Annotated in this window: 17 protein-coding genes; 8 read left to right on the top strand and 9 right to left on the bottom strand. The window is 41.8% G+C overall.

Going from position 1 to position 19,894, the window contains the following annotated elements:
• The first annotated feature begins 1 nt into the window (after position 1).
• The 6 genes from LA313_RS08025 (at position 2) to LA313_RS08000 (ending at position 5,944) form a co-directional block, all read left to right on the top strand.
• The gene (locus LA313_RS08025) at positions 2-1,165 is read left to right on the top strand and encodes an ABC transporter permease (protein WP_228914162.1); all 1,164 of its coding nucleotides are present in this window, start codon (positions 2-4) and stop codon (positions 1,163-1,165) included.
• Between the two features lie 54 nt (positions 1,166-1,219).
• Positions 1,220-1,798: a TetR/AcrR family transcriptional regulator gene (locus LA313_RS08020; protein WP_228914161.1), complete on the top strand. Its 579-nt coding sequence runs from the start codon at positions 1,220-1,222 to the stop codon at positions 1,796-1,798.
• Positions 1,799-1,871: 73 nt separating this feature from the next.
• Positions 1,872-2,504 carry a nitroreductase family protein gene (locus tag LA313_RS08015; RefSeq protein ID WP_228914160.1) on the top strand — a complete coding sequence of 211 codons (633 nt, stop codon included), beginning with the start codon at positions 1,872-1,874 and terminating at the stop codon, positions 2,502-2,504.
• Positions 2,505-2,523: 19 nt separating this feature from the next.
• Positions 2,524-3,684: an iron-containing alcohol dehydrogenase gene (locus LA313_RS08010; protein ID WP_228914159.1), complete on the top strand. Its 1,161-nt coding sequence runs from the start codon at positions 2,524-2,526 to the stop codon at positions 3,682-3,684.
• 122 nt (positions 3,685-3,806) lie between these two features.
• A complete protein-coding gene (locus tag LA313_RS08005) occupies positions 3,807-4,484 on the top strand; it encodes a type 1 glutamine amidotransferase domain-containing protein (protein WP_228914158.1) in 678 nt (225 codons plus the stop codon).
• A gap of 350 nt (positions 4,485-4,834) precedes the next feature.
• Positions 4,835-5,944, top strand: coding sequence for a porin (locus LA313_RS08000; RefSeq protein WP_228914157.1), 1,110 nt, complete (start codon positions 4,835-4,837; stop codon positions 5,942-5,944).
• A 56-nt stretch (positions 5,945-6,000) separates the two neighbouring features.
• Here the strand turns inward: LA313_RS08000 and LA313_RS07995 are convergent, their stop codons facing one another.
• The 9 genes from LA313_RS07995 to LA313_RS07955 all read right to left on the bottom strand — a co-directional run bounded on the left by LA313_RS07995 (position 6,001) and on the right by LA313_RS07955 (position 17,260).
• Positions 6,001-6,297, bottom strand: coding sequence for a thioredoxin family protein (locus tag LA313_RS07995; protein ID WP_228914156.1), 297 nt, complete (start codon positions 6,295-6,297; stop codon positions 6,001-6,003).
• A gap of 76 nt (positions 6,298-6,373) precedes the next feature.
• On the bottom strand, positions 6,374-7,594 hold the full coding sequence (locus LA313_RS07990; protein ID WP_228914155.1) for a metallophosphoesterase: 1,221 nt from the start codon (positions 7,592-7,594) through the stop codon (positions 6,374-6,376).
• A gap of 144 nt (positions 7,595-7,738) precedes the next feature.
• Entirely contained in the window at positions 7,739-8,509 is a 771-nt protein-coding gene (locus LA313_RS07985; protein ID WP_228914154.1) for a 3-hydroxybutyrate dehydrogenase, read from the bottom strand.
• Positions 8,506-9,297, bottom strand: a complete 792-nt coding sequence (locus LA313_RS07980) for an alpha/beta fold hydrolase (RefSeq protein ID WP_228914153.1) — start codon at positions 9,295-9,297, stop codon at positions 8,506-8,508. The genes LA313_RS07985 and LA313_RS07980 overlap by 4 nt, the downstream gene beginning before the upstream one ends.
• Positions 9,298-9,311: 14 nt before the next feature.
• On the bottom strand, positions 9,312-11,792 hold the full coding sequence (locus LA313_RS07975) for a TonB-dependent receptor (protein ID WP_228914152.1): 2,481 nt from the start codon (positions 11,790-11,792) through the stop codon (positions 9,312-9,314).
• Between the two features lie 129 nt (positions 11,793-11,921).
• The gene (locus LA313_RS07970; protein ID WP_228914151.1) at positions 11,922-13,361 is read right to left on the bottom strand and encodes a hypothetical protein; all 1,440 of its coding nucleotides are present in this window, start codon (positions 13,359-13,361) and stop codon (positions 11,922-11,924) included.
• On the bottom strand, positions 13,361-14,290 hold the full coding sequence (locus tag LA313_RS07965; protein ID WP_228914150.1) for an alpha/beta fold hydrolase: 930 nt from the start codon (positions 14,288-14,290) through the stop codon (positions 13,361-13,363). The genes LA313_RS07970 and LA313_RS07965 overlap by 1 nt, the downstream gene beginning before the upstream one ends.
• The gene (locus LA313_RS07960; protein ID WP_228914149.1) at positions 14,268-15,785 is read right to left on the bottom strand and encodes a class I adenylate-forming enzyme family protein; all 1,518 of its coding nucleotides are present in this window, start codon (positions 15,783-15,785) and stop codon (positions 14,268-14,270) included. Before LA313_RS07960 ends, LA313_RS07965 begins: the two co-directional genes overlap by 23 nt.
• Positions 15,782-17,260: a sodium/pantothenate symporter gene (locus tag LA313_RS07955; protein WP_228914148.1), complete on the bottom strand. Its 1,479-nt coding sequence runs from the start codon at positions 17,258-17,260 to the stop codon at positions 15,782-15,784. Before LA313_RS07955 ends, LA313_RS07960 begins: the two co-directional genes overlap by 4 nt.
• 216 nt (positions 17,261-17,476) lie before the next feature.
• Between LA313_RS07955 and LA313_RS07950 the strand changes: the two genes are divergently transcribed.
• The gene (locus LA313_RS07950; RefSeq protein WP_228914147.1) at positions 17,477-18,442 is read left to right on the top strand and encodes a N(4)-(beta-N-acetylglucosaminyl)-L-asparaginase; all 966 of its coding nucleotides are present in this window, start codon (positions 17,477-17,479) and stop codon (positions 18,440-18,442) included.
• Positions 18,443-18,446: 4 nt separating this feature from the next.
• The gene (locus LA313_RS07945; RefSeq protein WP_228914146.1) at positions 18,447-19,760 is read left to right on the top strand and encodes a sugar MFS transporter; all 1,314 of its coding nucleotides are present in this window, start codon (positions 18,447-18,449) and stop codon (positions 19,758-19,760) included.
• Positions 19,761-19,894: the final 134 nt, after the last annotated feature.

Below are 19,894 nucleotides of genomic sequence, written 5' to 3'. Positions count from 1 at the left end.
GATGAAAGAATTTTTGAAATTACTCAAGATAGAATTCAGGCGCATATTTTCCAATAATGTGCTTTCTGCTATCTTTTTTGGAGCTCCTATTTTGTACGGGATCTTATTTGGATTTGTATATCAACAGGCAAAAGTTGTAAATCTTCCTATAGTTATTGTTGATCAGGACGTAAGCCCTTTATCAGATCAAATTATTGATGCGTTTGAAATAAATGAAGCGCTACTGCTGAAGGATCTCAGGTACACCCCGGGCACCATTGCCGAAGAAATGCCAGGGGAACAGTATGCTGCCGTTATTACTCTGCCATCGGGTTTCGAAGCCGACATACTTCAAAAGAAGCATCCCGAAGTGAGGGTGGACCTCAACATGGCAAATATTCTAAATGCCAATATCGCAAGTAAGAACATTCAGCAGGTTTTGATGACCATAAATGCCGGGATTGAAATTGAGGGATTACAGAAACAGGGAATGCCTCAATCCCAGGCCATGGAGTCATATGAGAGCTTCAAGACCAATTTTAATAAGCTTTACAACTCCACTGGAAATTATCTAAGTTTCATGTTACCCGGACTTTTAGGCGCTATTATGCAACAGGTCATCTTCCTGGCCATGGCGCTGGTTTTCGCAAGGGATTTTGAGGATGGATATTTTAAAGAGCTGGTAAAAGTCAAAAAGTGGTCGGTTTACCATATAGGTCTAAAGGCAACTCCGTTTCTACTCATGCTACCGGTGATGTGGTTCATAGTAAGTCAGTTCTTCGTCTTCTTCAATGTAGAAGCCGATATCTTCAATTTCCCCATGCTAATACTTACTACACTTCTTACGTTTGCTTCGATGGGGATCGGGATGTTGTTCTCGATATTGATCCCGAATCAGCTGAAGGCTACAGAACTTTTAATGGTGATCTCCACCCCTGCTTTCGTTTTAAGTGGATTCACCTGGCCAAGTCTTGCAATCCCAAAGTCTATTAATGCGTTCTCCCAATCCATTCCGGTGACCCACTATTTGAGTGGTTTCCGAAAAGTGGCATTTTACGGAGGAGATATGTGGGATATACTTCCGGAATTAAAATTCCTGACTATTATAACCGCGATTACTTTAACCACTATGGTGGTAGTCTTACAAGTAAAAATTAATATAACGAAGAGAAAAACAAAAGAATAAATTAAAAAATGAACGTTCATTCTTTTTTTGTATCTTTGCCCAGGATTGAAAATTATGAAAGCAATTTCAAAAAGTCAGATGAAGAGAGATGCTTTAGTAAAAGCAACTATTAGTTTAGTAAACAATAGTGGTTTTCATGCTACTCCTATGTCTAAAATTGCCAAAATGGCAAATGTTTCTCCTGCCACTATTTATCTGTATTTCAAAAATAAACAGGATTTGGTGAACCAGGTATATATAGAAGTAAAGGCAGCCTTCAGCAGTTACGCTTTTAAAGATTATGATAAAAGTATGACAGTGGAAGCGGGCTTTGAAAAGATCTGGAAGAATATTGCCTTCTATAAATTGAAAGAGGTAGATCAGGCCTTGTTCCTTTCCCAGTGTGACAATACTCCCATGATCGATGAGGAAAGCAGGCAGGAAGGATTGAAACATCTGGAACCTTTATTGGAGCTTTGGGAAAGGGGAAAAAAGGAAGGGATCATTAAACCGATTTCTCCTTATCTTCTATACGCTTTTACCATCTATCCCATTTCTTTTCTGGTAAACATGGAAAACCGGGGACTTTGCACGGTTGGCCAGGAAGCTGTAAACAAAGCCTACCAATCGGCCTGGAACAGCATTAAAGCATAATATATTAAATGTAAGATCCGGGAAAAACTTCCGGCCTAAAAAAGAATGAATATTCATTAATAATTAATTAGATATGGAATTATTAGATAAACTCAACTGGCGTTACGCGGCAAAAGCCATGAATGGTGAAAAAGTAGCACAGGAAAAAATAAATACAATTATAGAAGCGGCATCCCTTGCTCCAACTTCTAGCGGTTTACAACCTTTTGAGATCCTCGTGATCACCAATCCCGAGATCAAAAAGCAAATACGAGCTATCGCCTGGGATCAATCTGTAGTGACAGACTGTTCACACCTACTGGTTTTCGCTGCCTGGGATAATTATACCGAAGCGCGCATCAACAAGATGTTTGACCATACCAATACGGTGCGAGGATTTAAAAACGAAGGTTGGGAAAATTACCGTCAAAAATTACTTGGCTTCTATCCCCATCGCGATGCTGAAGAAAATTTTCACCATGCTGCCAAGCAAGCCTATATTTCCTTTTCTCACGCCATTACCGCAGCAGCTTTTGAAGAAGTTGACAGTACTCCAATGGAAGGCTTCGATCCAATTGCATTAGATGAAATTCTAAACCTGAAGGAAAAGAACCTGAGAAGTTGTTTGATGCTGCCTCTAGGATACAGGGATACCGAAAATGACTGGCTTGCCGGACTTGTAAAAGTGCGCAAAAGCAAAGAAGACCTGGTAACAGTAATTGATTAATTATTAGTAAAAGAGATTTATGAAAAATTTTGATTTTAAGAATCCAACCAAAATCATCTTTGGGAAGGGACAAATAGATAAACTAAAAGAAGAAGTACCTGAAAATGCTAAAATTCTCATGCTTTATGGCGGAGGAAGTATCAAGAAGAATGGTATTTATGAGCAGGTAAAAACGGCACTTGAAGGATTTGAAGTACTGGAATTTGGAGGAATTCCTGCTAACCCTGAATATTCAGTATTGATAAACGCCTTAAAGGTAATAAAGGAGGAGAACATAACTTTCCTGCTAGCTGTAGGTGGAGGTTCTGTAATTGACGGAACTAAATTTTTATCATCTGCAGCTCTATATGAGGGAGATTTTCCGTGGGAAATACTTAGCCAAAAGATCCCCACACAAAAAGGGATGCCTTTTGGAACAGTACTCACCCTGCCGGCTACAGGTTCAGAAATGAACTCCGGCGCGGTAATTACACGCGCTGAGACCAAAGAAAAGCTGGGTATGGGAGGTCCTGGATTATTCCCCGCTTTCTCCGTTCTTGATCCTACAGTAATTCATTCTATTCCTTCACGCCAATTGGTCAACGGAATCACTGATGCCTTCACTCATGTACTGGAACAATACATGACGTACCCCAGTGGAGCAAGTCTACAGGACAGATTCGCTGAAAGCATATTACAGACGCTGATTGAGGTGGCCCCTAAAGTATTGAATAACCCTAAAGATTATACTGCAGCTTCCAATTTTATGTGGAGTTGTACCATGGCTCTAAACGGACTTATTCAAAAAGGAGTGCCAACAGATTGGGCTGTACATGCCATGGGGCATGAACTTACCGCGCTTCACGGGATCGACCATGCACGTACTCTTGCTGTAATAGCACCGAGCCATTACAAGTTCAATTTTGAAACCAAAAAGGAAAAATTGGCACAATATGCTGAAAGGGTTTGGAACATAACCGAAGGTTCCCTGGACCATAAAGCTTCTGCGGCAATTGACAGGACCGAGACTTTCTTTCAGGAACTTGGAATAAAAACCAGACTTTCTGATTATACTAAAGATTATCACGGTACAGCCGAAGAGATCTCAAAAAGATTTACAGATCGAGGTTGGTTAGGCCTGGGAGAACACCAGAACCTTAAGCCCGAAGATGTAGAGAAGATTGTAAAAATGAGTTATTGAAAATAGAATATAATGAAGAAGATTAATTTATTAGTACTGGCACTTAGCTTTGGTTTAACAGCCACGGCACAAATGCCACAAGCAGAAATTAAAAATAGTAGTAACAAAAAGTTGACAGGAAAATGAAGGTATTATTTGTATTGACTTCCCATGATGAACTGGGAGACACAGGAAAAAAAACAGGTTTTTGGGTGGAAGAATTTGCCAATCCATATTATACCTTACTGGACAAAGGTGTTGAAATTACAGTAGCAACTCCACAGGGAGGAAAAGCGCCAATTGACCCGAGCAGTACAAGTCCTTCGGCTCAAACCAGCGACACTGAGCGATTTTACAATGATGCGGAAGCACAGAATGTGATCAATAACACAATAAAATTGGAAACGATCAATGCCGAGGATTTTGACGCCGTTTTTTATCCGGGAGGACATGGTCCACTTTGGGATCTTGCAAATGACGAAACCTCAATTGAGCTTATCCAGTCTTTTAACCAGCAGGAAAAACCTATTGGATTTGTTTGTCATGCTCCCGCAGCGCTTAAGAATGTAAAGAATGAAGCAGGAGAACCTTTAGTAAAAGGTAAAAAGGTAACCGGCTTCACCAATTCTGAAGAAGCAGCTGTTCAATTAACAGAGATTGTTCCTTTTCTTGTAGAAGATATGCTGAAAGAAAACGGCGGTATCTATTCTAAAGAAGGCGACTGGAAAGAATATGCAGTACAGGATGGTAATTTAATTACCGGACAAAACCCTGCCTCATCGCACCTGGTTGCTAAAAAACTATATGAAATGCTTAAATAAACTTCAATTGTGTTTATTAAAATGGCCCGGAATATTATTCCGGGCTTTTTTTTTGCCTTTGGCCCAGACCTTAGCCATTGGCCCGGGATTAAAAATCGGTAAGTCGTGTTCATTTTTCTCTATTGTATACAATTGTTTGAATTTTGAATTGGGAAAATTACCCTAAACAGATTATCGTCAAAATTTTAGTAAATTTATAGAGCTACCACACACATTAGAAACTATTTCTTACTTATAAAATTATCAATTGGCAATATTTTCCACCATCAATTCATTTTTAAATGAATTATAAGATCTCTTTAATAATGATAAAATCATTTTTGGTATGTGGGCTGTTATTAATTCCTATAATGGGATTTTCACAGCAAAACGACAGTATTACTAAACCTATCATTCCTATAGAAAAGGTAGAGCTCCTAAAAAATATAAATATGACCTTTGATATGCGTATGGAGTTTCGGGCATATACTTTTAGAGGCGGTGACAATGATTACGACGGGATACAGTTTCAAAATGGACATACCGCTCTCGGAATTTCGGGAAAACTCCACGAAAAGGTGAATTTTCATTTTAGAAACCGCTTTAATAGAGACAGTAATGTTCAAACCCTGGATCAATTGGGCAACAATATTGAATTGGCATACATCAACGTCAAAGCCAGTCCCATCCTCAATGTTTTCCTGGGTAAAATGAGTGCCTTTTATGGTGGTTATGAATATGAGTTTAGCGCCTTAAATGTTTTGGAGTACAATGATATTTACAACAATGCTCTGGCGTATGTGACGGGGGCAGGAATTTCTTATCAGGCTTTTGAGAATCACACTTTCGGTTTGCAGGTGCTAAATTCGCGCACCATGCATTATGATGACCTTTACGGTGATATTGTTGCTGAAAATATTCAGGAACCGGTATGGCCGGTAGCCGTGGTTGGAAATTGGCGGGGAAACTTTTTTGACGGAAAATTCCAAACCATTTACAGCATTAGTTATTCCAATGAAGTTAAAAACAGAGGGACCTCTTTTTTTACTTTAGGCCATAAATACCAAAACCGAAACCTCACCCTAATGTATGACCTTCATTACAGCTATGAACAGGTAGATACGAAGGGGATCATGACAGGTATTCTGAATAATGATCAGATTGCTGAAGATGTTACTTATCTCGAAAACTGGTTGAGAGCAGAATACCGTTTTAGTCCAAAATTCCAGGGTTTGTTGACCCTAATGACCAGTAGCGCTTACGGGGACGTCACGAGCAGCCATGACCACATGAGAACGAGCTATGGATATATCCCTACCCTTTACTACAGTCCGTTTAAAAATATTGATCTCCGGTTTTACCTAGCATATATCGGCCGGTATTACGATTATTCAGATTATGCCGTAGAAAATCTGGCTCTGTCCGATTATAACAAAAATGAAGTAAGGGTTGGCTTTATCGCCCCTCTATTGTTATTGTAATTATTAAATCTTCAGCAAAATTGCCTGTTCGGGTATCGAACTTGTTCATCAAAGCATTAAATATACTCCTGAATTAGCCCAATCAAAGTGTTGGCATCCTGTTCCCCGCTTTGCCGCCATTTCATCTCCCCTTCCTTGTAGATCATGAGGGTAGGCAGGCCTTTTACACGCAGGGCTTCTGCCAGTTCAGAATTTTTATCGACATCTATCTTTATGATCCGGGCCTTATCGCCTAATGCAGCGGCGACGTCCTTTAAAACCGGATGCATGGCTGCGGAAGCTTCATGCCAGTCCGTATAGAATTCCAGCAGGACCGGCACTTGCAGGTCAATTAATTCCCCAAATTTTGACATAATCCTGAAATTGATTCCGGGCCACAATAGAAGTTAAACTCCTGCAGCCTTAATCAAATATAATCAAAAGTTTGATTTATATGGGTTTGGGTCCTTTTCGAAGTTCAATGACCGATACTTCTGGCCAGATGCCAACCCTGCCGGGATAAGCTAAGAATCCGAAGCCGCGGTTGACATTGAGAAAACGTCCTGCCTCTTCATAAATTCCTGCCCAGTGTTCATACCTGTACTGTACGGGGCTCCATTTGAACCAGCCCGGGATCTCGATCCCAAACTGCATTCCGTGAGTATGTCCGCTTAGGGTGATATGGAATTTCTTCTCATCTTTTTTCACCTTTTCCTGCCAGTGAGAAGGATCATGAGAAAGAAGGATCTTGAATTCCTTTTCTGTAAGCCCTGAAGCGGCTCTATCAAGATCTCCAACCTGTTTAAAACCTGCTCCCCAATTCTCCACGCCTACTATGGCAATGGAATCATCGCCACGAACAATTTTTTTGTGATCATCCAAAAGGAGATTCCAGCCCATTTCCCCGTGAACTCCTTTAAGAGCATCCAAATTCGCCTTTTTTGCCGCTGCAGATTCCCAGTTGACGTAATCCCCGTAATCATGATTTCCCAGTACAGAGAATACACCGTCTTTTGCAGACAGGGTGCCAAAAACCTCCTTCCAGTCATCCATTTCGGAAGCTGTATTGTTCACCAGGTCACCGGTAAACATGATGGCATCACTTTGCTGCTCATTTATAAGGTCGATCCCATATTTGATCTTTTCAGGATTATCAAAACTTCCGGAGTGAATATCACTTATCTGGGTGATCTTATAGCCGTCAAAAGCATCGGGCAGATCTTCAAAATGAAGCACATACTTTAATACTTTGTAGTTATACCGTCCCTGATACATTCCGTAGAGCAGGGAAGCAAAAGGAATAGCTGCAATTCCCAGCGCAATCTGGCTAATGAACTTGCGCCGTGAAGGCAAAGCATATTCCTGATCTGTATGCGCTATCTTTTGAAATCCGCTCACCACAAGCCTAACCATGTCCTCACCAAATAAAAGCACGAAAAAGATAAGTTTAGGTGCGAAAAAAGCCAGAAAGAACCCAATCGCATAACTGCGCGCTCCTGTCAATCCCTGTTTTTCGGGCACATTGAACTGGTATAGCAAATAAGCTAATACTCCCAGGGAAAGGGCGAGGTAAATCAAATAGATCCAGGAATGGCGGGTAACGGTTTTAAAAGCCTGATAAGCGTAAATATCCAGAACTACATATATGATGACAAAAATGATCCAGCGCATGTAAAAATTTTAAGCTGCAAAGGTACTGCTAAAGTCCTGCCAAAAAATTCACATTGCTAAATGTTTAACTGATAGCTCCATAGACACTACTTAGACAGAAAAAAGCAGGGACCGGCCCTGCTTTTTTAACCATAAAAGAAAAAATTACTGCGCGGTCCAGCCTCCATCCAGCACATAGGAGCCGGCAGTAAGAGCAGAAGCGTCTTCTTTGGCTAACAGAAGAGCCAGTTCTGCAATTTTTTGTTCGGGTATAAATTCTTTTACCGCCTGTTTTTTAAGCATCACCTTTTTAACCACCTCATCTTCGGAAAGATTATGCGCTTTCGCCTGATCTTTAATTTGATCTTCCACCAAGGGAGTTTTTACATATCCCGGACAGATGGCATTACAGGTGATATTATGCCCTGCGCCTTCCAGGCCAAGCACCTTTGTCAATCCAATGACCCCGTGCTTGGCAGAGACGTAAGCCGCTTTATATTCTGAAGCTCTTAATCCATGTACCGATGAGATATTGATGATCCTGCCAAAGCCATTCTTTTTCATCACAGACCAGGCTGCTTTTGAGGCTACAAATGCAGAAGTCATATTAATAGCAATGATGTCATTCCATTTCTCAAGCGGAAATTCTTCCACCTTTGAAACAAATTGTATCCCCGCATTGTTGATCAAAACATCTATTTTTCCAAAAGTATTGACTGTGTCCTCCACCAGGTCCAAAATCGATTGTGGCTCCTTAAGATTGGCATTCGAAAAAGCCGTTTTCACTCCCTTTTCTTTCCCAATCGTTTCGGCTATCTGTGATCCATCTTTTTCGAGACCGTGAAACATGACATTATAGCCCGCAGCCGCAAAGGCCGTTGCAATGGCTTTCCCTATTCCACTGGTGCTTCCGGTAATTAAAGCTACTCTGTTCATCTTCTGAAAAATTTTAGCAGGGCCTTATTGAATTGCTCCGGTTGGTCCATGGTAACTCCATGCCTGGAATTTTTGATCACCACAACTTCTGCATCGGGCATTTTCCCTGCGTAGGATTCTTTAAGGCTCACCGGCGTATAATCAAGATCTGACGCAATGACCAGCACCGGAATATTTATCTCTTTGATCTTATCTCCTATTCCCCATTTCATTAAAGTGATGAAGGAATTATAATAGGCATCTACAGGATTTTTTCGTGCCCTCTCAAAAAAGGCATTTCTAAGTTCCTTTTGGTCCTCTCCCGGGAACATACCTTCGGAAATTTGTCTCGCCAAAGGTTCCATCCCTGAAGTTTTAAGAGACTTTGTCCTTTCCCGGACCATCTCTTCCCCCATTTCTCCCAGATCATTAAAATCGGGAGCGGTATTGACAATGACCATTTTTGAAACAAGCTTGGGGAAATCCACTGCCATTTCAAAAGCTATCGCTCCTCCCATAGAAAATCCCACTATAGTGCATTTTTCTATCCCCAGTTCCTTCAGAAGCAACTTCATATCTTCTGCGCACTTCTCTACACCGTACTCAGATCTTTCTGCAGGTTTGGAGGAGTTTCCATGCCCCCTTAGATCGGGAGCAATTATCCGAAATTCCTTCGAAAACTCCTCCACCTGCAAATCCCAGTCGGCTTTTGTGGATCCCAGGCCGTGGAGCAGAAGAATGACTTCTCCTTCCCCGCGGTCTAGGTACTCCAGTCCTATCCCGTTGGATAATTCAGTTTTTTGAATCATGTGATCCTGCGGGTCTAGTTATTTCCTATGGGCAGGTGATATTTCAGCTCTACCATATATAATCTTCCTATTGCAGGAGAGGCCACAAACTGCCTTACTTCAGAATCAAAAATATTGGTCACAGAAGCACCCAGGATCCAGTTTTCAGAAAAATTATAGCCCAGGGTAAGATCTACATTGAAAAAACCTCCCAGTGGCCCGTAATTCCATGTTCTTCCCACACGTGCGTTTTCTACTACAGGATCCCCTCCAACAAGAAGGTCCCGCTGAGTCTCGGCAGCTACATTGATACCCGAAAAGAAATCGTACTCCTCTACATATCTTCCATAAAGGGAACCAAAGAATTTGCTGCCGGTGTAGTAGTAGCCCAATCCAAATTTGTGCTTTGGTGTATTAATGGGAAGATCTGTTTTTAGTACCACTCCATCTCTGTTGGCATCATTGGCAGGATCGTCTTCATCAAGCGAATAATCAAAATAGGAGTAGTTAAAGGAGAACCTGTTCTGGTCATTAAAAAAATAATTAAGTCCAAGATCGGCTCCATAGGTATCCACATCTCCAAAATTGAGATAGGTAAGGACAAAAGATCCGTCAGATCCCGGGATCAATTCCTCTATAGGAGTACTGCCTCTCGTATCCACTGGCGAAGTAGCCGAAATATTAATTAAAGGACTCAGGAAGTCTTCAGACATGTTGTAATAGGCATTAGCCTCCATAAAAAGCCTGTCTGAAAAAAGTTTTCCCTTGTATCCTGCCTCAATTGAACGAATAGTTTCTACGTCAAGGGCCGGGATCTCTGTTCCATCTTCCAAAGTAAAACCTTCCCCGTTCCCAAGTACCAGACCACCAAAGAGATTTCCGCTAAGGTTGAGAATAGAAGGAGCAGCAATTCCTTTTCCATAAGTAAGCCTGAAACTACCAAAATCGAAGTTCTTGACAATAGCTGCCTTTGGTATAAAGTTCCCCCCATACAATTCGTGATCGTCATACCTCCCCACAAAAAGCAGGTCGAGTCCGGCCTCTTCAAAAGTGTATTCCAGTTGTCCATAATATCCCGTCTGGTCAATTACAATGGGCCCATCCATGTCCAGCAAATAAGTCCCCTTGGAATCGGCACGGTCCTGCTGATATTGAATTCCGGCAACATATGTAAGTGCGCCGATCTCGTTGTTATATTGTGCTTCCCCATTCCATCTCCTGGAATCGTCGGCAAATACTGCACCTCTTGGCAGAGATAAACCTCCATCGGGTAAAGCCGGCACGGGGAACCATTGTTCTGTAAATGATCTTTCCAGTGCTTCAGCTTCCGAAAATCCGTTGTTTATGAAAGAAATATAATTCTGCGTACGTTGATTTATTGCATAAGTATCTTCGGTCTTACTCCAGGTGTGGTAAACGTTGGCATAAAAATGAGGAGAAAGATACCGCAGCTGGGCGTAATCTATATTCCAATCCTTTATCTGATTTCTACCGGCGTTGGTCACCCCTAAATTGGAGTTATCACTGTGCCCATAGGAGGCGATAAGATCATTGGTTTCATTTAAACCGTAATAGACCGCGGCGCCATATTTGGTAGTATGGAAATCGGGGTCAAGTTCGAGTTCGGGATATGCTGTTTGTCCAACATAAACTGAATCTACGTAGTCAAACTCGGTTCCCCGGGTATGCTCTCCCCAAAGTTTGACCCCCACATTATCTTTAACTTCCATTGCAAAGCGTCCCCTAAAGGTCAATTGCTCCTGGTTCCCTGCACCTGCAATCAGGTCCAGCCCTTCAGAAGTTCTTGGATCTTTGGTCAAAGTGTTCACCAAACCATTATGAGCATTAGGCCCGTAAAGTGCGGCGTTAGGACCTAAAATGATCTCTACGCGCTCAATATCTTCTTTTGTGATGGTTGTAAAGGAACCAAAGGGTAGACCAGTAGCTACAAGATTGGAGATCCTTCCATCCTCCACCTGCAGGTTCTTGGAGTTAAAAGCAGAATTGAAACCGCGGATATTGATCCCGGTGCCCTGCACTCCCGTTCTCACAAAGTCAACTCCCTTTTGGCGGGCAGCAAGTTCGCCCGCATTGGGACCGGGAAAGTTCTCGATCTGTTCAGAAGAAATTACGTTCACCGTGGCAGGCGCCCGGGTGATTTTTTGTGGTCTCCTGTTTGCAGAAACAACCACTTCGCTCAATAGATCGCTGGATTTGTTCAGCATTAGATCTAATGTGACCTCCTGCCCTTGTTGAAGGTCAATCTTGCGGGTCATACTTTCGTAACCCATAAAAAAGATGTCCAGCGTATATTGTTCCGGCTCAAGGTCCTTCAGAATAAAATATCCGTCCTCGTTGGTCGTTGCCCCTGTATTGGTGCCACGTACCACAACATTGGCGCCCAGGAGAGGTTCTCCCGTTGTAGCATCAACAATGTTCCCGCTAATACTTCCTGTTTGAGCATACGATAGTACCCCGAACAGCAAGCCCATGATGGTGAAAAATTTGATCTTCATAAAAAGATGGTTTTTAAATAATTAAGACCAAATTAACAAGAGTTAACACCAACTGGAGACAAACAAAAGATTTCTGAAGTGTGACCCATCTATTCCCTGTCTCAAAAAAGGTTGATTATTGTGAAAATTTCAAGAAACGAGAAGGCTTTTATGAAAGTGCGACTTTAAAGCAGAAAAGAAATTTGGCAGGGCAAAGGATAGCCGGTCCAAAAAGGCAAGCAGAGCATCCACGCCTTCTTCGGTCATTTGGGAAGCTGCGGGAAGAGAGCCGCTAAGACGCTCAAACAACTTATCTTCAGAAATATTTCCGTTGAGATAAAGTGCAAGGCCATAATAAAATTGAATTTTTGGAAAGTAATCTTCCCTTCCCGATGCTTCTGCCTCTTTTTCCAAAAGATCATATTTCTCCATCACTTTTAAGGCTTCCGCGGGTTTTTCAGCAATTGTGAGGGCAAGCAGGTAGTTTGAAAAAAATCTGTTCCAACGATGTTCGAACACGTGCTTTTTATTCTCATACAGAAAATTCACGGCAAAATTCTCTGCTATCTGGATCCGGTTGTTACGCACCAAAGCCCGCAGGTAATGAGTCGCAAACCCAAGCTTCTGGTGATGGTTATGAGAGCTCTTGAATAATTTATAATTATCTGTGAGCAATTCCAATGCCTCGCGGTTTTTCTCCTTTTTGAGAAGGATCGCAATAAGATTATTTAAATAAAATAATTTATCACTGTTCTCCTGCTTTACAGATAGGTGCGCAAAATATTCAGCTTTTTCAAGGTCTTTGAGATTGGAATGCAGGATCACCCTGTTCCCGTAGTAATTAAAAAGCACCCGTCTTGAATACATAAGCCCATTACGGAAGCAGCCGTCCATATAGTCGAACACTTCTTTCGCTTTTTCATATTCCTTATAATTGAAATAAAGAAACACCAGTCTTATAAAAGCATGGTATTTATTGCGGCCATCAAGCTCATCGTCATAAAGATATTCCAGCAGTTGCGCTTCCCAGTGCTTGGTATTTAACGCCTGAGTTGTATACTGCCGGGTAAGGTCCTTAGTAGCCAAAAACAACTGATTCTTCACCTTAATAGCCCTGGCGTAATGTTGTTTGTTCCTTTTTAAAAAATCCTGCGTTACCTCGCAATCTTTATATCGAAAACGCACCAGCAGATAATCCTGATATTCCTTGACCAGCTCATAGAATTTTTCAAAGTAAAAGGAAGTTTGATCATATTCATTAATGCGCTCCAGGAGCTCCTTTTCTTCTTCGGAAGAAATTGTATCTGTGAGCACCTGTTTCTCAATGTGGCTTAAATAGATGAGATTTGCATCTACATCTGCTTTCTCAAGCTTTTTTGCAATCCATTTCTTGATATATGCGTACTTGCGCTTATCTACCGTTTCGTCGAAATCTACCGAAGCATGGAACTCTTCAGCATTATGGCAAACTCTGCTTAAAATATCTTCTTTTTCATCATCCCGAATGCGGTTTTCTTTAAGCAGAAAGGCCGCCTCATGGGGCAGCACGCTTTCAGCAAAATCGGCGAATATTTTAAGTTTTGATTTCATTAATTCTTTAAAAATTCCCTGATTTCGGAATTTACTTCTTCAGCTTTTTCAAAGTTTACGAAATGTCCGGCTTTATCAATAACTTCCACTTCAAGATCGGAAAATTTTTCTTCGGAAAGTTTTATAAGGTTTTCAATGCTTTCTGAAGGATGAAGGTACTTATTAGGAATGAGCATGTCATTCGCCCCCCAGATCATCAATACCGGAATATTTATTTCTTTGATCCTGTCAATCACCGGTTCGTCCAGCATAGCGTGAATATTATTCACTACTACCTCTGCATAAGCTGGAAAATCCTGAGCCGATTTTATTCTTATCCTGTCATCTACCATTTGTTGGGCATCTTCAGGGAACTCGAAAAAGTTGAGTTTATAGTTAGCCAGGATCTGTTCATTTGTTGTATTCACCACCATTACCGGTGTGTATGAAGCCTTCATCAAAGTTGCTTCCTGCTCGGTAAAAGTCTCTATACCAGCCGGTGCAATTAATACTAATTTTTTAAAGTCTTCAGGATAATTAAGAACAGTATGCATGGCAATCTGGCCACCCATAGAATGCCCCACTAAAATGACCTTTTTGAGATCCTTCTTTTTAATAAATTCCTGCAGCATTCCGCCGTAGTCATTTAAGCTGTAATTGGTACTGTTCCTGGAAGATTTCCCGTATCCCGGCAGGTCAACCGCGATGCACCGGTATTCATCTTTAAGCCCATTAATGTTCTTTTTCCAGGCATCAAGAGTACTTGACAGGCCATGAATAAAAAGCAGCGTTTTCTCTCCGCTGCCCTCTTCGGCATATGCAATAGTCTCGGAATTTAAGTTGATGCTCTTCACGGGAAGACTGTATTTTACCAGTTCGTTGATTTTTTCTTGTGCTGTAGATGACGCTATTGTTATGAATAGCAGACTAAACAATATTCCTTTTCTCATTTTTTAAATGGTTGTAGTCATTTTTCAATTTGTTCCGGTCTATCTTTCCTATTCCCGATTTTGGAAGGGAATCCAGAAATATAATTTCCCTCGGGATCTTATAAGATGCCAGGTAACGCTTTAATTCTTTAAGGATTTCAGCTTCTGAAGTTATGCTGTTCTTCTCCACAAACGCGACTCCTACCTCTCCCCATTGTTCATCATCCACTCCAATCACAGCAGCTTCTTTCACCAGCTCCCGCTTCACCAGCACCTGCTCTATCTCCAGCGGAAAAATATTTACTCCGCCCGAAATATAGGATTGATTTTTCCTGCCAATAACGTACATAAAGCCATCGGCATCCATTCGAACGATATCACCCGTATGCAGCCATCTATCCCGAATCTTTTGATAAGTATAAGTCGAATTGTTCCAGTAACCCGGCGTGACAATATTACCGTGAATGCAAAATTCCCCGGGTTCATTTACCCCTACCTCTTCATTTTGCTCATTCACGATCTTATAGTCCACATAAAAATTTGGTTTCCCTATGGAACCCTTTTTCCACAGGGCATCGTGGTGATGCAGAGATGTTATGCAAGGTCCGGCTTCGGTAAGACCGTATCCCTGCCGAAGCATTATACCTTTTTCAGCCCAGGCATCGATGATCGGGATCGAAAGATTTTCTCCGCCTACGACCATATACCGCAGATTGGAATTTTTAAAATTTTGAAAATTCTTGTTCTTTACCATCATTCGCAGCATAGTGGGAATGGCAAGAAACAAGCTTATTTGTTTATTCTCAATATAATTCAACACCTTCTTTGCCTTAAACCTGCTCATAAAATCTACCCGTGCGCCCCTGTGAAGCATAGGGAGCAACAGCACGTTCCATCCAGAAGTATGATATGGTGGCAGGGCATTGAGGGTATAATCTCCAGAAGTAATTTCAAGTTGCACGGAAGTATTAAGGCTGTTCCAAAAAAGCATTCGATTAGTGTAAAGCACTCCCTTGGGTTTGCCCGTAGTTCCCGAAGTATAGAAGATGAACACCGGCCTGTCCGGCTCAATATTAGATGGCGAGGTATTAGAGCTAAATTTTTCTGCACTCTCAAAAAGGGCTTTGAGCGAAATGACTGGCAGATCTATTTTTTGTTTGATCTCCCCAAGCTTATTTTGAAAGAGTTCAACATCGGCAAAAAGGAGCTTTGGATCAATATCCTCTATGTAATATTGTATTTCAAAAGCAGAAGAACGGTAATTTAACGGCACCAGGATTGCTCCCATGCGTTGGGCAGCAAGAAAGAGAATGAGGAATTGCGGGGAATGCTGTGCCAGTACCGGCAGCCTGTCTTTTTCCTTGACCCCGAATTCCTTCCGCAGCGAATTTTCCACCTTTAAAGAGGCTTCATGAAGTTCCCTGAAAGTATAGGACAAGCTATCATCAGCAGCTGCTACAGCGACCTTATCGGGTGTGTATTCTGCCCATTTTCCTATCCAATCAAAGTAGTTCATGCTGTCTTCCTGCTGAATAAATATAGAGAATTACCTATTATAAATGAGATAACTATGGCAATAGCTGCAGAAACTCCGGGATTATTTACGGGTTCCTGCATGTATGGCGTGATCCTGCCGTAGTAAATAATAAAGTGCAGAGCTACAGCCGAAAAACTTGCGATGAAAACGGCATTTTTGCTCACTTTTTTGAAATAGATCCCAAAGAGAACAGGTACAAATGCTGCTGCAAAATAGGCGTAAACACCATTCTGCGCGAAAATGGCTACGCTCACATTGGGATTGACGATCTGGTCGTAACTAAGAAAAAAGCTCACTATGGCCAAGGCTACGATTACAACCTTGTTCACGGCTACGCCCGTTTTTTCACTCTTATTGATCACCGGCCCAAGCAGGTCTGTTGTAATTGTACTTGAAAGCGACTGAATAAGTGCTTCAAGGGTGGAAAGGCCTGCAGAAATTAATCCGGCCACAATGATTACTCCCACTCCGGCAGAGAAGGTCCGCACCACATAAGCCGAAACCAGTTCATCCATCCCCAATGCTTCTCCATTATAGCTAAGATCGGGAAAGGTGATTCGGGCGTACAGGCCAACGATCACAACCAGAAAGAATACACTCATGGTGAGAATGGCTACGGTGAGATATGGATTCACTGCCTTTTCACTTTTCAAAAAAAGGGTTTTTGTGATGATGTGTGGCTGGCAAACAATGGCAATCCCAATAATGATCTGGGTAAAAATGATCTCGAAATAATCCCGAAAGAGAAAACTTTGAGGATTTGTGGGTTCTGTTAGCTGAGGGTTTATATTTTTTAAAAGATCTACAAACCCATCAAAGCCATTGGAGAAATATTCAGATCCCGATAGCAGCAGGATTACCGCAACAATAAACATGAGGATCGCCTGCACGGTATTGGTATAGACCATAGAATTCGCACCCCCGAACATGGTATAGCCAAAAACAAAAGTCACCAGCCCCAGCAAGACGTAAAATGGCTCCAGGTTTAGGGATTTCGAAATAATTTGAGTTAAGCCTACACAGATGAGTACTATAAAAGTGATGAGTAAAAGGGACAGAACAGCAAAAAATATGGTCAGCCCTTTAGAATCATAACGTTTTCCTATCCATTGAGCCATGGTAAGGGCCTTAACGGTGGACCCGTACTTTTGAAAGGATTTGGTAAAGAAAATGAGAGATGCAAAAATGGCAATAGGCATCACTATTCCAAAAGAGATAATTCCTGAAAACCCGTAAAGTGCTATAAAGCCAGGATTAATAATAAAGGTTGCAGCACTGGTCATGGAAGCCGCGAGGGACAAACCAACGGCCCAGGCAGGAAATCCACTGCCAACAGCAAAGTCATTCATGTTCTTTGTGCGAAGATTTCCCCTTATTACAAAGAAGAGGATGATCAAAGCATAAACAACAAGAAGAATAGTAACATAAAGTGACCAGGTTTCTGAGGCGAACATAATTCAGGATTAAAATGTGAATGTACTATTCTGCTCGATATTCCGGAACTTTAATAGTTTATTAAGAACTGTGACTTAAAGCAGTTTATCCAATACAGAACAAATTTTATCAATAAATATGAGCATTCTCATATAATGCGACCCGCTATGCCTCCAAATTTCTGAATCTCTTTTCATACATTTACGGCCGGCTCTAAAATTATGTTTTAGCTAAACTTGAAAAGACGTTATTTCATAAGAAATGCTTCCCTTGGCGGATTAGGAATTGCCACTGCTTCTCCATTTATGGATTATTTAAACCTGTCAAAAATGTCAAATTTTCTGCCTGTTTGTATTGCGACCTGGAACTTTCCCAATGCGAGCCTCATGGCAGGGAAAATGCTCGAGGCAGGAGCATTGGCTCTTGATGCAGTTGAACAGGGCGTGATGGTGGAAGAAGCCGATATTAGAAATACTACAGTAGGTCGTGGCGGCGCCCCAGACAGGGAAGGAAATGTCACTCTTGACGCCTGTATAATGAACCCACAGGGTGACGCCGGTGCTGTGGTCTACTTGAAGAATAATACTCATGCTGTCTCTGTGGCCAGAAAGGTCATGGAAGAAACCCCTCACGTGATCCTGGCGGGAGAAGGTGCCGATCAATTCGCGCAGGAGCAGGGATTCGAAAAAGAAGACCTTCTTACCCAAGCTTCAGAAAAGGCATACAAAGAATGGCTTAAAACAAAAGAGTACAAGCCTATTATCAATATTGAAAATCACGATACCATTGGCATGCTCTGTATAGATCATAAAGGTGATATAGCAGGTGCATGCACCAGTTCGGGCCTGTCTTACAAAATGAACGGGCGCGTAGGAGATTCTCCCATTGTAGGAGCCGGGCTTTTTCTTGACAACGAAGTGGGAGGTGCCGTAGCGACCGGAATGGGCGAAGCAATTTTGAAAAGTGTTGGTTCCTTCCTTATCGTGGAGCTAATGAGACAGGGAATTTCTCCGCAGGAAGCATGTGAGACAGCCATTTTACGAATAATTAAACAAAACCCAAATTACAAAGATTTCCAGGCGGCATTCATTGCCATCAACAAAAAAGGTGAAGTAGGTTCTTACTGCATCCAAAAAGGCTTTTCCTATATGGAATACAGGGCAGGAGAGAACAAAAACGTAGCCAGTAAATTCTATTTTTAAAACCATGGAAGAACAAAAAAAATCCTATCGTACCGCTTTTATTTTTTTAACCATACTTTTTTTCCTTTGGGGCTTTATCACTGTATTAGTAGATTCCCTCATACCAAGATTAAGGGAGGTTTTTACCCTTACTTATTTCCAGGCAGGAATGGTTCAATTTGCCTTTTTTGGCGCCTATTTCCTGTTATCAATTCCGGCAGGATGGCTGCTTTCCAAAATTGGATATAAAAAAGGAATTGTACTGGGCCTCTTTACCATGGCTACAGGTTGCCTCCTTTTTTGGCCGGCGGCTTCTTACAGGGTCTTCGGAATTTTTATGGTTGGTTACTTTATCCTGGCCGGGGGTATCACTATCCTGCAGGTTGCAGCCAACCCGTATGTAACCATTCTCGGCCCCGCAAAAACTGCTTCCAGCCGACTCAACCTGTCTCAGGCTTTTAACTCTTTGGGAACAGCGATCGCTCCTGCCCTTGGTGCCCTTTTTATCCTTAGTGACAAAGTACTTACAAAAGATGAGATCGCTTTTATGACCGAAGCCGAAAGAGTAAAATACTATGCTGCGGAAGCTTCAGCCGTACAAACTCCTTTCGTTGGTATAGCCATTTTTATTATCCTCATAGCACTGGTCTTTCTTTTTGTAAAACTTCCGAAGGTAACCGACACCGAAGCCTCCAATGATTACGGGGTAGTACTTAAGAACCGTAACCTGATAATGGGTGCTTTTGGATTATTCTTCTACGTAGGTGCCGAGGTAGCTATTGGTTCCTATATGGTCAACTATTTTTTAAGCCTTAACCTTCCCGATATAATAAGGGAAACGCCATTTATGCGAACCCTGGCCGAATGGATCTTATCCTCGGGCGTCACCACCTCTACAGATATGGCGGTAGTGGGAGTATTTGTGACTTTCTACTGGACCGGAGCCATGATTGGCCGTTTTATTGGTTCTTACCTCACTAAGATCCTGAACCCGGCAAAAGTACTTAGCTTCTTTGCAGCCTGCGCCATTGGTCTCGTCCTTATTTCCGACCTTACTACGGGACTTGTTGCAATGTGGTCTTTGATCGCAGTAGGATTGTTCAACTCTATTATGTTCCCTACCATTTTCAGTCTGGCACTTGACGGACTTGGAGATAACAAACCACAGGGTTCTGGAGTATTATGTACTATGATTGTGGGTGGGGCAATAATCCCCCCGGCTTTTGGTTACATCACAGATTCCTATGGATTTAACCTTGCACTTATCCTCGTGATGTTGTGCTACAGTTATATACTTTACTATGGTTACCGTCGCAGAAAAGCAGAGATTGCGATATAAGATTTAAAGACTAAGGTCCAATAGAAGGTTACCTGTGGCAATATTTAATCAGGTAAATTCATGGGATTAAATAATTAACCTGGTCATTGAACCAAAATTCAATGGCCAGGTTAACTTTTTATGGGCATTGGCTG

The sequence above is a fragment of the Salinimicrobium sediminilitoris genome, assembly GCF_020866905.1.
Taxonomy (GTDB): Bacteria; Bacteroidota; Bacteroidia; order Flavobacteriales; family Flavobacteriaceae; genus Salinimicrobium; species Salinimicrobium sediminilitoris.
The sequence above is the reverse complement of the archived record's forward strand: the minus strand, read 5'-3'. Positions and strand labels throughout refer to the sequence as shown.